This window comes from Novosphingobium sp. UBA1939 (assembly GCF_002336885.1).
Classification (GTDB): domain Bacteria; phylum Pseudomonadota; class Alphaproteobacteria; order Sphingomonadales; family Sphingomonadaceae; genus Novosphingobium.
The window spans coordinates 1,857-14,726 of the sequence record NZ_DDFB01000162.1; the positions used below are offsets into that span (position 1 = coordinate 1,857).

A 12,870-nucleotide genomic window follows, 5' to 3' on the forward strand; every position below is an offset into this window, starting at 1 on the left:
GTGCGCCGCCTCTATCTGGGCGAGGGCTTCACGCTCTGATGCGCGGGGCGGGGGAACACTGAACGATGGCGCTGGGTCCGCGCCTCGACATACGGCAAACCCAGTCGCTGGTGATGACGCCGCAGCTCCAGCAGGCGATCAAGCTGCTGGCGCTGTCCAATCTCGAAGTGGAAACCTTCATCGGCGAGGCGCTGGACGCCAACCCCCTGCTCGAGATCGGCGAAGCGGCCACGCCGCCCGATCCGTTGGACGGTCTGCCCGAGGAAGCCCGGCGTACCCAGCTTGAAACCTCCCCGGTCGACCAGCTCGTCAGCGAGGGCCGGGTGGAAGAGGATCGCCCGCTGGACATCGACGTCACCGCGCTCGATCGGGACCGCGATACCGGCGATCTCCCGGATTACGGCTCGGGAAGCGGGGCGACCGGCGCGGCGGCGGGTGGCGAAGGCCCCGGCATCGACGAACGCGGCGATTTCGACGAGACGCTGGCGCAGCACCTCCATGCCCAGATCGGCGCGGCGACGTCCGACGCGCAGCTCCTGTTCGTCGCGCGCTGGCTGATCGACCAGATCGACGAGGCCGGCTACCTCACCATCACCCTGGCCGAAGCCGCCGCCGACCTCGGCGTGCCCCCCGCCACGGCGGAAGCGGCGCTGGCGCTGGTGCAATCGCTCGATCCCACGGGCGTCGGTGCGCGGTCGCTGGCCGAATGCCTGGCGCTGCAGGCGCGCGAGGCCGATCGCTACGATCCCTGCATGGCGCGGCTGATCGACAACCTCGACCTTGTCGCGCGCGGGGAGTTTTCCCGGATCAAGCGCATGTGCGGCGTGGACGACGAGGATTTCGCCGACATGCTGGCCGAGCTGCGCGGCTATGATCCCAAGCCCGGCCAGCGCTTCGGCGGCGGCGGTGCGGAAGCCGTGGTGCCGGACATCCTGATCCGCGCGGTGCCACGCAAGGACGGCTCGGTCGATTGGGACATCGCGCTCAACCAGGCCACGCTGCCGCGGCTGATCGTCAACCGCAGCTATTACGTGGAAATGCGCGGCGCCTGCGTCAGCAAGGAAGCGCGCGGCTGGCTGGGGGAAAAGCTGGCCGACGCCAACTGGCTGCTGAAAGCGCTGGACCAGCGGCAGAAGACGATCCTGAAAGTGGCGGCCGAGATCGTGAAGCAGCAGGACGGGTTCTTCCGCCACGGCGTCTCGCACCTCCGCCCGCTGACGCTGCGCGCGGTGGCGGAAGCCATCGCGATGCACGAATCGACCGTCAGCCGCGTGACCTCGAACAAGTACCTGCACTGCGATCGCGGCACGTTCGAGCTGAAGTACTTCTTCACCTCGGGCGTCGCTTCGGCCGATGGCGAAGGCGCGGTATCGGCCGAGGCGGTGAAGGCGGCGATCCGGCAACTGATCGACGCCGAGGATCCCAAGGCGATCCTCTCCGACGATGCGCTGGTCGATCTGCTGAAGCAGCGTGGCTTCGATCTCGCCCGCCGCACGGTCGCCAAGTATCGCGAGGCGATCGGGCTGGGCAGTTCGGTGCAGCGCCGCCGCCAGAAGGCGCTCGCCGGGGTGCGCTGAGCGGCTATTCCGCCGCGGCCATCCCCGCTCCCGCCAATCCGGCGTCCGGGCGCTCGGCCAGCATGTGCTGGATCATCTGCTGGAGATCGGCGTCATAGCGCGCCAGCACCAGCCGGTCCTCGGCCGTATCCCAGTGCGTCACCAGTTCGCGCCCGTTCCACCAGTGCAGCGCATAGGCCGGCGGATCGGCGACGATCAGGTTCCGCTGATCGGGCACGTCGGGATCGATCGGCCGCAAGTCGAGCGCGACCTGCGGCGCGGTGGACGGGCAGGTGGCCACGATCACATGCTCCCACCGCGTCGCGCTGGCGCGATGGATGTGGCCACAGACCAGCCCTGTCACGTTGGCGCGCCCGCGCAGGCAGGACGCCAGCCGTTCCACCCAGGGTTCGGCGGCGTCGGTGTTCATCCACGGAATGCCGGCCTCGATCGGGGGATGGTGCTGGACGATCAACGTGGGCTTGACCGTGTCCTCGTCCAGCCGCGCGGCAAGCCATGCCGCGCGCTCCTGGCAGAACGCGCCGCCGTGCCGCCCTTCTTCCAGCGTATCGAGCACGATCAGCCGCAGCGCCGGGCTGTCGATCACGTATTGCAGGTAATCCCCGGCAAACGGCGCTTGGGGAAAGACCTCGCGAAACGTCGCGCGCTCGTCATGGTTGCCCAGCGCGAAGTGGACTGGAAACGGCAGCCCGGACAAAGCCTCGCGCAGCCGTTCGTAGCTTTCCCGGTCGCCACGATCGACCAGATCCCCGGTGGCCAGCAGCAGATCGGGCCGCGGGTCCATTTCCAGCAAGGCCTGGACCGTGCGGTCCAGCCGCAGCCGGTTGAATTCGTCCGGCGTGTCCGGCTCGAACCCCAGGTGAATGTCCGTGATCTGTGCGATCAGCATCGCCCCGCGCCCCCCCAAGCCCGCTTACTTCAGGGATGCCGGCCCCCACTGCCGGGGCCGGTCGGCCACGGCGGTGTGAATCGGATCCTGCGGACGCTTCCTGTCCCGTTGGCCCTTCGGCTGCCACGGAGCCCCGCTATCCATGTGATAGGAATGGCACATCGCGCAGCCGGAATCGACCGGGTCCTTGACCTTGACCGAGGCTAGGTGCGTTCCCCCCTCGCCCACATGGCAGCTGCGGCAGCCGCCCGGGCCGTCCATGCCGGGAACGAGCAGGTCCGAAGCATCGTTCGATTGCGGTGCGCGGGTGTGGCACGCGACGCAATCGGTCTTGCGGTGATCCTTGTGATCGAACCAGCCGGTGTTGTAGTAGCGCCCGTTCTGCGCCACCGGCTGGATCGCGAAGCCGTCGGTGGCCGCCGTGCCACCGCGCGTCACGGTATGGCAGTCAAAGCACATGCCGCCCTTCGAGAAGACCTGCGCGATCGCCTGGTCGGCGCGGGTGGGATAGAACCGCACCGCGCGGGCATAGTCCGCCGCGCTGGCGCGCAGCGCCGCATCGCCGGGCACCCGCCGGGCAAGGCCCGAAAGGTTCGCCGGCCGCGCGGGCGCGGTGCCGCGATAGAACGCGCGCAGGTCCGCCACCACCATCGCCGGTTCGCCATGGCGCAGCGACCGGAACGTGCCGCCCACTTCGTCGAAGTTCAGCGAATGGCAGCTCTGGCAGGCTTCTTCCATCACCACCGGCTTGAACCGCGCGCCGCCCGAATCGGTCTTGTGGCAATCCTGGCAGCCCAGCGCCTCGCCGCTGGCGAAGCGGCCGGGGCGGCGGCGCACCATCTGCGCCACACCGTTGACCTTCGACAGATGCTGGGCGTGCGTGAACTTGAGACCGTTCGGCTCGCGCAGGGTCGGGCTCCACACCGCGCGCTGCAGCAGCGGCTTCGCACCGTTCATGCCGACGATCACCGTCGGCCTGAACTGCGGGTGCGCCGTCCCGAAATCGGCGGCATCGGCGATCTTCGTGTCGGTCAAGCGCGTCTTCAGCCCATCATGGCAGTCGGTACAGAACTGCTGCCGGGTGGCCGGCATAGCACCGGCCCCCTCGTGTTCGGTGTGACAATCCACACAACGGCCGGCGGGACGGTTGAAAGCGGTCGCCACCGCGCGCTGGAAAGCGGCGAAGCCATGCGGTTCGCCCCGCGCGCGCACCAGCCGCGCCGCGTCGGGGATATGCTGGTGCGCATCCTGCGTGTGGCAGGTGAGGCAGGCATTGTCGCGCACCGCCACGAACGCCTTGACGTGGCAGGCCTGGCAATCGTTCTCGAGATTCTTGTGCGCCAGGCTGAGATGGCCGGATGACCAGGCCTTGTCGGCGTGGAAGCCCGCGGGGCGGCGATCGTCCTTGTGCAGCGCCAGCGGCTTGTACGTGGCATAGCTCCAGATCGGAAAGGCCAGGAACGCCACCAGGATCAGGATGGCAAAGCTCCAGGCCGACATCCGCTTGCCCGGCAGCAGACCTTTCAGCGTATAGGCACTGCCGAGATCGACATCCTCGGCCGATTCCGAAACCGCTTCCACCCGCCGCACCGAAAAGACCGGTAATCCGGCGTCCGCGTCGCGCGAAAGCTGGATGCGATGGCCGCCGAAGCCCAGTTCGGCGCCGGTGGCGATGTCCAGTTCCCGCCGGTTGACGCTGCGGCCGTTGACGTCGAACGGCTGGTCGCCGATCGATTCGATCAGCAGCCGCTGGTCATCGATCCGCGTGACTCGCGCATGGCGCGGATCGACGGCGAGGTCCGGCAAGTGGATGCCGCAGGCCGCGTCGCGGCCGATGGTCAGTTCATCGCCGTCCACGCGGGAGCCGCGAACGATCTCCTCGCCGCTGGACTTGAGCGCGATCTGGCGGATCAGGAAGCTCATGGAGGCGCTCACCAGTAGAAGAAGACGCTGACGATGTGCGCGGAAAGCGCGGCGAGCAGCGCGAAGGTGACGGGAACGTGGACGTAGAGCCAGGCCTGCAGCCAGGTCTTGAGGCGCAAGTGCTTGCGCAGCCGCCCCAGCATGGCCTCCTTGCGCGTAAGCAGTGCGTCCACCTTGTCCAGCGGATCATCGGCGGTGCGCGCGCGGTAGGCCCGCATCCGGCGCAGTTCCGCTGCCGCCGCGCGCGTGGCGTCGCGCGCGTAGCGACCGGTCACGCGGTTCCAGAAGGAGCCCGCGAAGGGGTTCTCCTCCAGGCTGCTGTTGACCAGCGCCGCCGCCTGCGGATCGAGCGGCTGCGCCGCATCGTGAATCTGCCGGTCGAGCGACCGCAGCGCTTCCACCATCTGCTTCTCGGTGATCGCGCCTTCCTCGTCATAGCGGTTGTCCGACAGCGCGCTGGGCAGCGTGGCATAGACCCAGATGCCGAACAGGCCGGACAGGATCACCAGCATCATCAGCGCCCACGCCAGCGTGTGCACGTTCCAGCCGAAGTGGAAGCCCGAATGCAGCGTGCCCACCACGATCAGGCACAGCCCGAGATAGACATGCGCCGAGGTCCATGCGCGCAGCGACCAGCGGCCCGGCGTGATCGCGCGCTTGCGCACGCCCAGCAGCGTCAGCCACAGGATCAGCAGCGCGCCCAGCGTGCCGAGCGTGTAGCCCAGCCAGCTCGATCCGAAATGCTGCCCCGGCAGCGGCACGAACACGTACAGCGCGATCAGCACCACCGCGAGCAGCGCGGATATCTTGAGCCACCGTCCGTTGCGATAACGCAGGAAGCCTTCGTGCGTGCTGGTCCGGTCGCGACCGGTGCGCGGACGGCGAACCTTGCCGGCCTTTTCCGGCCCCTGGGCAACGCTTGCCATGGTCAGGCCTCCTCGTTCTCGAGCCGGGCGACGGTCAGGAACTCGTCGGGCGAGACGCGGATCGCCGCGCCGGTGGGGCAGGCCCGCACGCAGCTGGGGCCGCCATCGATCCCGGCGCACATGTCGCACTTGATCGCCTTCTTGCGGTCGAGCAGTTCGTCCACCGCCGGATCGCCTGTGTACTTGGTGTGCTTCTTCGACCACTTGTACGATGGCTCGCCCGGCCCGGGGCCGCTGCCGAAGAACAGCCACGACCATAGCGAAGGCTTCTTCGGCGGCACCTTCTCCATGCGGATCACGCCATAGGGGCAATTGCGCTGGCAGTTGCCGCAACCGATGCAGGTATCGTTGATCGAGACCTCGCCATCCGGCCCGCGCTGGATCGCGTTGGGCGGGCAATCGGCCATGCAGTGCGGGTGCTCGCAGTGGCGGCAGCTGGTGGGCACGTGCAGGTGGGCAAAGCTGCGCCCCGCCTCGCGGTCCAGCCGCGACAGGCCGTCGTGACTGTCGGCGCAGGCCTTCTCGCAGTTGTCGCAGCCCACGCACAGCGTCTCGTCGATCAGCAGCACGTCGGTCGCCTCGCCCAGCCCCTGGCTGACGAGGAACTTGGCCTGCTCCGAATAGAGATCGACCACGCCCGAGAAGCTGTCCTTGCGCGATTCGATGAAGGCGTTGGTCTTGCGGCGGCCTTCCATGTCCTTGCGCGCGCGCTCCAGCAGCGTCGGCTTCGCCGCCAGCACGCGGGCGAAGGCATCGCCATCGATGCGGATCACTTCGGACTTGATCGCCGCGCGTACCGTCGCGGTGCGCTGGCCGCCATCGATCAGCGCCATCTCGCCGACGTAGGAGCCGGCCGGAAGGTAGGACAGGAACACCGGCTTGCCGCCGACTTCCTTCTCCACAATCATCGATCCCACGCGGATGACGAAGACATCGCGATCCTCGTCGCCCTCGCTGATGATCGGCTTGCCCGCCGGCACCTGTTCGATCCGCGCGGTTTCCACCACTTCGCGGATATCGTCGGGCGTCAGCCCCGATCCGAACATCTGCAGGATCTGCCGCTCGGTGGAAATACGCTCGATCGCCCGCCGCGCGGTCGGCACCTGGCTCTGCAGCTTGAGCGCGGCGTTGCGGCTGATTTCGACGCAGATCGTATCCTCCGCCGCCACGATCGTCGCGCCGCGCCGACGGCCGGAAATGAGGCCGACCTCGCCGAAGATCGTGCCTGCGGGAATGGGCACGACCCGCGAGGGATCGTTCGGATCGATGCGGACGTGGACCGATCCCGAAGCGATCGCGAACAGCGAGGACCCCGGATCGTTCTTCTCGAAGATAACCTCGCCCTTGCGATAGGCGCGGGCATCCGAATCGAGCATGAATTCGCGCAGCTGCAAGCGGGTCATGCCTTCGAGGATGGTGATCCGCGTGCGCAGGAACTCCAGCCATTCGTCGACCGAGCGCTTGCCTGGCAGATCGCGGAAGCGCGCTTCCAGCAGCGGCTCGTCCGCCGGCTTCAGCGTGGTGTTGCCGTTGATGAACTCGATGACGTCATAGCCCTGGTTCATGCAGTGCTTGATCAGCGGATAGCCCGCCAGCGCGCCGATCACGAAGATGCCGGGCGCGGTCGATTCGAACTGCGGCGAAAGCGTTGGGAAGGCCAGCCGGTCGGCGCTGGCGAATGCGATGCCGCAGCCTTCGACGAAGGCGCGCGGCGGCGCCGAACCGATACGCGCGATGATCCGGTCGCAGCGGATCTTTTCCTCGCCATCGCGCGTGGACAGGGTGATCCAGCCCGGTTCGACCGCCTTGGTCTCGGTTTCGTAGCGGATCGTCAGCCGGCCCGCCGCGTCGTCCTCGACCAGCGCCTTGGCGTTCGGCTCCTTGGCGGTGGGGAAGCTTTCGCGCACGTTGGTCGATTTGGGCGCGCGGTTGAGCACGGTGACGACATTGCCCTGCGCCGCATCCTCGACCAGGCCGCGCGCGTTCTCGATCCCCGCGTCGCCGGTGCCGATCACCACGACGTGCTCGTCGAGAATCGCGTAGGGGTCGTCGAGCTGGTAGGTCACGTGCGGCAGGTCCGCGCCGGGGCAGCGCAGCAGGTTGGGATTGCCCTGCGTGCCGATCGCCAGCACCACGTTTTCGGCCAGCACCGTCTCGCCGCTGGTCAGCTCGATCGCATAGGGCGGGGCATGGCGTTGCAGCTCGGTGGTCGTGGTGGACCCGTCCCGCGCGCGGGAAACGATCTGCTGCACCGAGCCGGGGATCGCTTCGCCCGTGCCGCGAATCGCCTTCACGTCGGCGTTGTATTTCACGTTCACGCCCAGCTCAGCGGTGCGACGGTTCCACTTGTCGAGGATGTCCTCCTTCTTGCCGGCGTCGAACTCCTGGTCAGACCGCAGGATCAGCTGCGATGGCGTGGCCATCACGTGCTTGCCCTTCTGGTATTTGTAGATCGTGTCGGAGAGATGGCCCGATTTTTCGAGCAGCACATGGCTCAGCCCGAGCTGTGCCGCACGGCTGGCCGCGCTCATGCCCGCCGGGCCGGAGCCGATGATCGCAACTTTGTAGACTTCGCTCACCGGTGTGCGTCCCCCGCAACACGAAAGCGGACCTCTGCGGGTTCCTGCTTTCCATCAACCGATTTGCGACCCCAATTCGCGCGGACATTAGCGGATGAACCGGGCTTTGCCACCCGCAAATTCGCGGCACCGCATACAAGGGGGGTGGACCGGGGTGGAGTGGGTTTGGGCAAGGACGCGCCGGCCGCTTCCGGGCCGCCGTCGCAAGGCCCGCCGCGCATCGCCTTGCAACATGGTGCGCGAGCGCGATATGCGGTTGCAGCGCAAGAACGCCGCAAGGAGATTTCGATGACCGAGGCCGAGCAGTCTCCTTCCGCAAGTCCCGCCCTCGAAAGCCCGGCTCCGCAGGCCGCGGGCGGGGCGGGCTGGTTGGGCAAGGTGCTGCTGGCGGGCGCTGCGGTCATGGCCATCGCCGCGGCGGGCGTCGCGATCTATCGCGGGCAGAAGCAGGAAGCCGCGGTAGTCGCGCCGGCGACGGCCGATGCCAGCCAGGCGCCTTCGGTCGACGATGTGATCGCCAAGCTGGAGGCCAAGCTGAAGGCCGATCCGGAAAACGCCGAAGGCTGGCGCATGCTGGGCTGGTCCTATTTCCAGACCGAACGCTATGCCGAAGCCGCGACCGCACTGAAGAAGGCGACCCGGCTCGATCCCGATCACGCCGAAACCTTCTCGTTCCTCGGCGAGGCGCTGGTGCTGGCGAGCGACAGCGAGGGGCGGATACCCCCCGATGCGCAGGCCGCGTTCGACCGCGCGCTGCAACTCGATCCCAAGGATGCGCGCGCACGGTATTTCAAGGCGGTGGCGATGGACCTTTCAGGCCAGCACCGCCGCGCGATCGACATGTGGTTCGACCTGCTGGCGGACACCCCGTCCGACGCCCCCTATGCCGACGATATCCGCGACGTGATCCGCAACGTGGGTCAGAAGTACAAGATCGACGTGGACAAGCGGCTGGCCGAAGCGCGCTTCGCGGCGCCGGCCGCCGGCATGGTTACCGATGGTGCGCAAAAGGCGGCCTCCGGCATTCCCGGCCCGACGGGCGATGAAATGAAAGCCGCCGCCGGTCTGCCCAAGGGCCAGCAGGAGGCGATGGTGCGCGGCATGGTCGACGGGCTGGAGGCAAAGCTCGCCCAGAACCCCGGCAATCCCGATGGGTGGATCATGCTGATGCGCAGCCGCATGCAGCTGGGCGAGCCGGGCAAGGCCGGCAAGGCGCTGCAGGATGGCCTGGCCGCGTTCCGCAACGATCAGGCGGCCAGCCGCCGGCTGCGCGAGGCCGCCGCCACTCTGGCCGTTCCCGGCGCCTGACCGCCGCCGGCGGTTTCCGCCATCCGGCCCCATCGTTTCCAGCGCCTGTTGAAAACCCGCGCGACTCGCCGCGATTGCGGCATTTACGCGAAATTAACCTTTAATGTTCATTGGTCCTATGGTTAATGTCGGACAAGAGCGTTTGACGAGGGATTAACGCTGCCATCCTGTTATGGCGAGAAGGGGCGGTTGTATGCGTGTGCTGCTGATCGAGGACGAGCCGACCACGGCCAAGGCAATCGAGCTGATGCTTTCGGCCGAAGGTTTCAACGTCTATTCAACCGATCTCGGGGAAGAAGGCCTCGATCTCGGCAAGCTCTATGATTACGATATCATCCTTCTGGACCTCAACCTGCCGGACATGCACGGTTACGATGTCCTCAAGAAGCTGCGCGTCGCCAAGGTGCAGACGCCGGTTCTCATACTCTCCGGCATTTCGGAAATGGATTCGAAGGTGCGCAGCTTCGGCTTCGGCGCCGACGACTACGTGACCAAGCCCTTCCACCGCGAGGAACTGATCGCCCGCATCCATGCGGTCGTGCGCCGTTCCAAGGGCCATTCGCAATCGGTCATCCGCACCGGCAAGCTCTCGGTCAACCTCGATGCCAAGACGGTCGAGGTCGATAACGCGCGCGTGCATCTGACCGGCAAGGAATACGCGATGCTCGAGCTGCTCTCGCTGCGCAAGGGCACCACGCTGACCAAGGAAATGTTCCTGAACCACCTTTACGGCGGGATGGACGAACCCGAACTCAAGATCATCGACGTGTTCATCTGCAAGCTGCGCAAGAAGCTGGCGCACGCCTGCGGTGGCGACAACTACATCGAAACCGTCTGGGGCCGCGGCTATGTGCTGCGCGATCCGGACGACAAGCTGGACGTCGAGGCCGCCTGATTTCCCGCCCTCATTTCCCGCAGCGTCTGTTCCTGACGAAAGCGGTCCGCTCCGGGGGGTGCGGGCCGCTTTTCGTTTGCGGGCGCTCCCTCCCCCCTCCCTGCTCCCCCCTCCCCAACGCATCGCCGGTCTGCTAGGCGCGCCGCTTTACCGACCAGCAGGCCCCGTTTCATGACCGCGCACAAGTCCGGCGATCCCACCACGCTAAACCGCCTCTACGGACGCGCCAAGGGCAAGCCCCTGCGCCAGGGCCAGCAGGCGCTGGTCGATACCCTGCTGCCGCAGATCGCCGTGCCGACGGACGGCCCGGTCACTGCCGAACGCCTGTTCGGGCACGATCGCCCGCTCCATTTCGAAATCGGCTTCGGCGGCGGCGAGCACATGGCCGCACGGGCCGACATGCTGCCCGATCACGGCTTCATCGGCGCCGAACCCTTCCTCAACGGCGTGGCGCAGGCGCTGACGCACCTTGACGGCGATGGCGGCCGGCACCCACCCATTCCCAACGTGCGCATCCATCACGGCGATGCGTTGGAGGTGCTGGCGCGCATTCCCGACGGCTCGCTCTCGTTTCTCTACCTGCTCCATCCCGATCCCTGGCCCAAGGCGCGCCATGCCAAGCGGCGGATGATGAACGACGGCCCGCTGCGCCTGTTCGCGGCCAAGCTGAAACCGGGCGGCGAATTCCGCTTCGGCACCGACCACGCCATCTACCTGCGCCATGCCCTGATGGTGATGCGCCGCCATCGCGATGCGTTCGAATGGCTGTGCGAAAAGCCGGCGCAGTTCCAGAAGCGCCCCGGCGGCTGGCCGGAAACGCGCTATGAGGCCAAGGCGCGCAACGTCTACGGCCACGAGGTCTGGTATTTCCGCTATCGCCGCCGTCAGGAAGGCTGAGGCGACAGGGTTAACCTCAAAATAACCAAGCATGGCGCATGATCCAGCATGCCGGTCCCCCCGGAGTCGCGGGGACACCAAGGCAGGAGCTGGTTCATGTCGAACGCCGACACCGCTACGCTGATCCTGACCGAGATGCGCGAATTCGCGAGCTTCTCGGCCGCCGAACAACGCTATATCCGGCGCAGTCTGGATGTCGGCCTGGGCCGGCAGGACGCGTTCCGCCTGTGGGCGCGCAGCGGCGAGGAAACCGCCTCGATCCGCGCGCAGTACGTGATCTATCAGGATCTCAAGACGCTGCGCACGGTCCTGCCCGAAGGGCCCGGTCCCGACGGCCTCGAAAGCTTCATGGGCAAGCTGATGCGCGTGACCGCGTTCGATCTGGGGCAGGAACGGCTCAGCTGCTTCTCGGCCTATCGCTTCCTCTACGAACGCCTGCTGGGCGCCGAAGTGCGGCCATGGCTGCCGGGCGCGTTCTGCGGCGCCGCAGCGCTGCCGCAGATCCGGCCGGAACGGCGCAAGGGCCTGCTCCAGTCGATCAGCGAAGCCGCCGCCACCGCGCCGGGCTGGTCGCCCCGCGCGCCGAAGTTCTATCCAGAATTCGTCGAACTCGAAGCCGCCTGATAACGGACTGCCTGAAAAACAGCCCCTTTACGCCTTGTAGAGTGCATCGATCCGCGCGCCGTACCGCTCGCGGATCTTGTGCCGCCGGATCTTGAGGCTGGGCGTCATCTCGCCGTTCTCGATGCTGAACGCCTCGTCCGCGAACGTGAACTGGCGGACTTTCTCGATCACCGACAAATCCCGGTTCACCCGGTCCACCGCGTCGCGAATCGCGTTGCGGAAGGCGGGCAGGCCCTGCAACGTCGCCACGTCGAACTTCTCGTCCTGTTCGCGCGCCCATTCCACCGCCCATTCCGCATCGGGCACGATCAGGCCGACCAGATAGGGCCGCTTGTCGCCCGAAACCATCGCCTGCGCGATTTCGGGCTGGAGCGTCAGCATCCCTTCCACCTTCTGCGGAGAGACGTTGTCGCCCTTGTCGTTGACGATCATGTCCTTCTTGCGGTCGGTGATGACGATCCGGCCGTTGGCATCGAGATGGCCGATATCGCCGGTGTGCAGCCAGCCATCCTGGATCGCCCGCGCGGTTTCCGCCGGGTTGTGCCAGTAGCCGTGCATGACCAATTCGCCGCGCACGAGGATTTCGCCGTCCTCGGCAATGCGGACCTCCACGCCCTTCATCGGCGGGCCGACGGTGTCCATCTTGATGCCCGCCGCGGGGCGGTTGCACGATATCACCGGGCCGGCTTCGGTCTGGCCATAGCCCTGCAGCATGGTCAGGCCCATCGCCTCGAAGAACACCCCGACATCGGGATTGAGCGGCGCCCCGCCCGAAACCATCGCCTTGATGCGGCCGCCGAAGCGCAGGCGGATCTTGGGGCGCAGGCTCTTTTCCAGCAGGAAATCCATCGGCCGGTCCAGCAGCCGGCCGCGGCCCTGCGCCTGGCGTTCGCCGATCGCCAGCGCCCGGCCCATCAGGTAGTTGGCCACGCGGCCCTGCTTTTCCACCTGCTTCATGATGCGCGTGCGCAGCACTTCGAACAGGCGCGGCACCACGACCATCAGCGTGGGACGCACTTCCTCGATATTGCTCGCCAGCTTTTCCAGCCCTTCGGCATAGAAGATCTGCGCACCCATGCCGATCGGCAGGTACTGGCCACCGGTGTGCTCGTAAGCATGGCTTAGCGGCAGGAACGACAGGAACACTTCCTCGTCCCAGCCGAAATCGTTGGCCAGGATATGCGCCGCGCCATCCACATTGCACAGGATCGCGCCGTGGTGCTGCACCACCCCGCGCGGCGCGCCGCCGGTG

The 12,870-nt window shown here is 67.0% G+C and carries 10 protein-coding genes; 5 read left to right on the plus strand and 5 right to left on the minus strand.

Going from position 1 to position 12,870, the window contains the following annotated elements; all coding sequences use genetic code 11:
- The first annotated feature begins 65 nt into the window (after window positions 1–65).
- A complete protein-coding gene (rpoN, locus tag B3547_RS21520; RefSeq protein WP_292966911.1) occupies window positions 66–1,577 on the plus strand; it encodes an RNA polymerase factor sigma-54 in 1,512 nt (503 codons plus the stop codon).
- Window positions 1,578–1,581: 4 nt separating this feature from the next.
- On the opposite strand, the gene B3547_RS21525 is transcribed toward rpoN, so the two are convergent.
- From B3547_RS21525 to B3547_RS21540, 4 genes are read right to left on the minus strand one after another with little or no spacing between them, the layout of a single operon-like run.
- On the minus strand, window positions 1,582–2,466 hold the full coding sequence (locus tag B3547_RS21525) for a phosphodiesterase (RefSeq protein WP_292966914.1): 885 nt from the start codon (window positions 2,464–2,466) through the stop codon (window positions 1,582–1,584).
- A 24-nt stretch (window positions 2,467–2,490) separates the two neighbouring features.
- On the minus strand, window positions 2,491–4,401 hold the full coding sequence (locus B3547_RS21530; RefSeq protein WP_292966917.1) for a cytochrome c3 family protein: 1,911 nt from the start codon (window positions 4,399–4,401) through the stop codon (window positions 2,491–2,493).
- The gene (locus tag B3547_RS21535; protein WP_292966920.1) at window positions 4,398–5,315 is read right to left on the minus strand and encodes a hypothetical protein; all 918 of its coding nucleotides are present in this window, start codon (window positions 5,313–5,315) and stop codon (window positions 4,398–4,400) included. The genes B3547_RS21530 and B3547_RS21535 overlap by 4 nt, the downstream gene beginning before the upstream one ends.
- A gap of 2 nt (window positions 5,316–5,317) precedes the next feature.
- A complete protein-coding gene (locus B3547_RS21540; RefSeq protein WP_292966923.1) occupies window positions 5,318–7,894 on the minus strand; it encodes a cyclic nucleotide-binding domain-containing protein in 2,577 nt (858 codons plus the stop codon).
- Between the two features lie 288 nt (window positions 7,895–8,182).
- Here B3547_RS21540 and B3547_RS21545 point away from each other — a divergent pair, with 288 nt between their 5' ends.
- The 4 genes from B3547_RS21545 (at window position 8,183) to B3547_RS21560 (ending at window position 11,618) form a co-directional block, all read left to right on the plus strand.
- Complete coding sequence (locus B3547_RS21545) at window positions 8,183–9,202, plus strand: tetratricopeptide repeat protein (RefSeq protein WP_223806702.1); 1,020 nt, start codon at window positions 8,183–8,185, stop codon at window positions 9,200–9,202.
- Window positions 9,203–9,395: 193 nt separating this feature from the next.
- Window positions 9,396–10,097 carry a response regulator transcription factor CtrA gene (gene ctrA / locus B3547_RS21550; RefSeq protein WP_124810097.1) on the plus strand — a complete coding sequence of 234 codons (702 nt, stop codon included), beginning with the start codon at window positions 9,396–9,398 and terminating at the stop codon, window positions 10,095–10,097.
- A gap of 171 nt (window positions 10,098–10,268) precedes the next feature.
- The gene (trmB, locus tag B3547_RS21555; RefSeq protein ID WP_194919079.1) at window positions 10,269–10,994 is read left to right on the plus strand and encodes a tRNA (guanine(46)-N(7))-methyltransferase TrmB; all 726 of its coding nucleotides are present in this window, start codon (window positions 10,269–10,271) and stop codon (window positions 10,992–10,994) included.
- Window positions 10,995–11,090: 96 nt separating this feature from the next.
- The gene (locus B3547_RS21560; RefSeq protein WP_136956186.1) at window positions 11,091–11,618 is read left to right on the plus strand and encodes a hypothetical protein; all 528 of its coding nucleotides are present in this window, start codon (window positions 11,091–11,093) and stop codon (window positions 11,616–11,618) included.
- A 27-nt stretch (window positions 11,619–11,645) separates the two neighbouring features.
- Here the strand turns inward: B3547_RS21560 and B3547_RS21565 are convergent.
- Window positions 11,646–12,870 (minus strand): AMP-dependent synthetase/ligase (locus B3547_RS21565; RefSeq protein WP_292966932.1); only part of this gene is annotated, 1,225 nt, incomplete at its 5' end.

Coding starts and splice junctions, on each gene's coding strand:
- ctrA (WP_124810097.1), top strand. CDS start 9,396: ATGCGTGTGCTGCTGATCGAGGACGAGCCGACCACGGCCAAGGCAATC.
- B3547_RS21545 (WP_223806702.1), top strand. CDS start 8,183: ATGACCGAGGCCGAGCAGTCTCCTTCCGCAAGTCCCGCCCTCGAAAGC.
- B3547_RS21525 (WP_292966914.1), bottom strand. CDS start 2,466: ATGCTGATCGCACAGATCACGGACATTCACCTGGGGTTCGAGCCGGAC.
- trmB (WP_194919079.1), top strand. CDS start 10,269: ATGACCGCGCACAAGTCCGGCGATCCCACCACGCTAAACCGCCTCTAC.
- B3547_RS21535 (WP_292966920.1), bottom strand. CDS start 5,315: ATGGCAAGCGTTGCCCAGGGGCCGGAAAAGGCCGGCAAGGTTCGCCGT.
- rpoN (WP_292966911.1), top strand. CDS start 66: ATGGCGCTGGGTCCGCGCCTCGACATACGGCAAACCCAGTCGCTGGTG.
- B3547_RS21560 (WP_136956186.1), top strand. CDS start 11,091: ATGTCGAACGCCGACACCGCTACGCTGATCCTGACCGAGATGCGCGAA.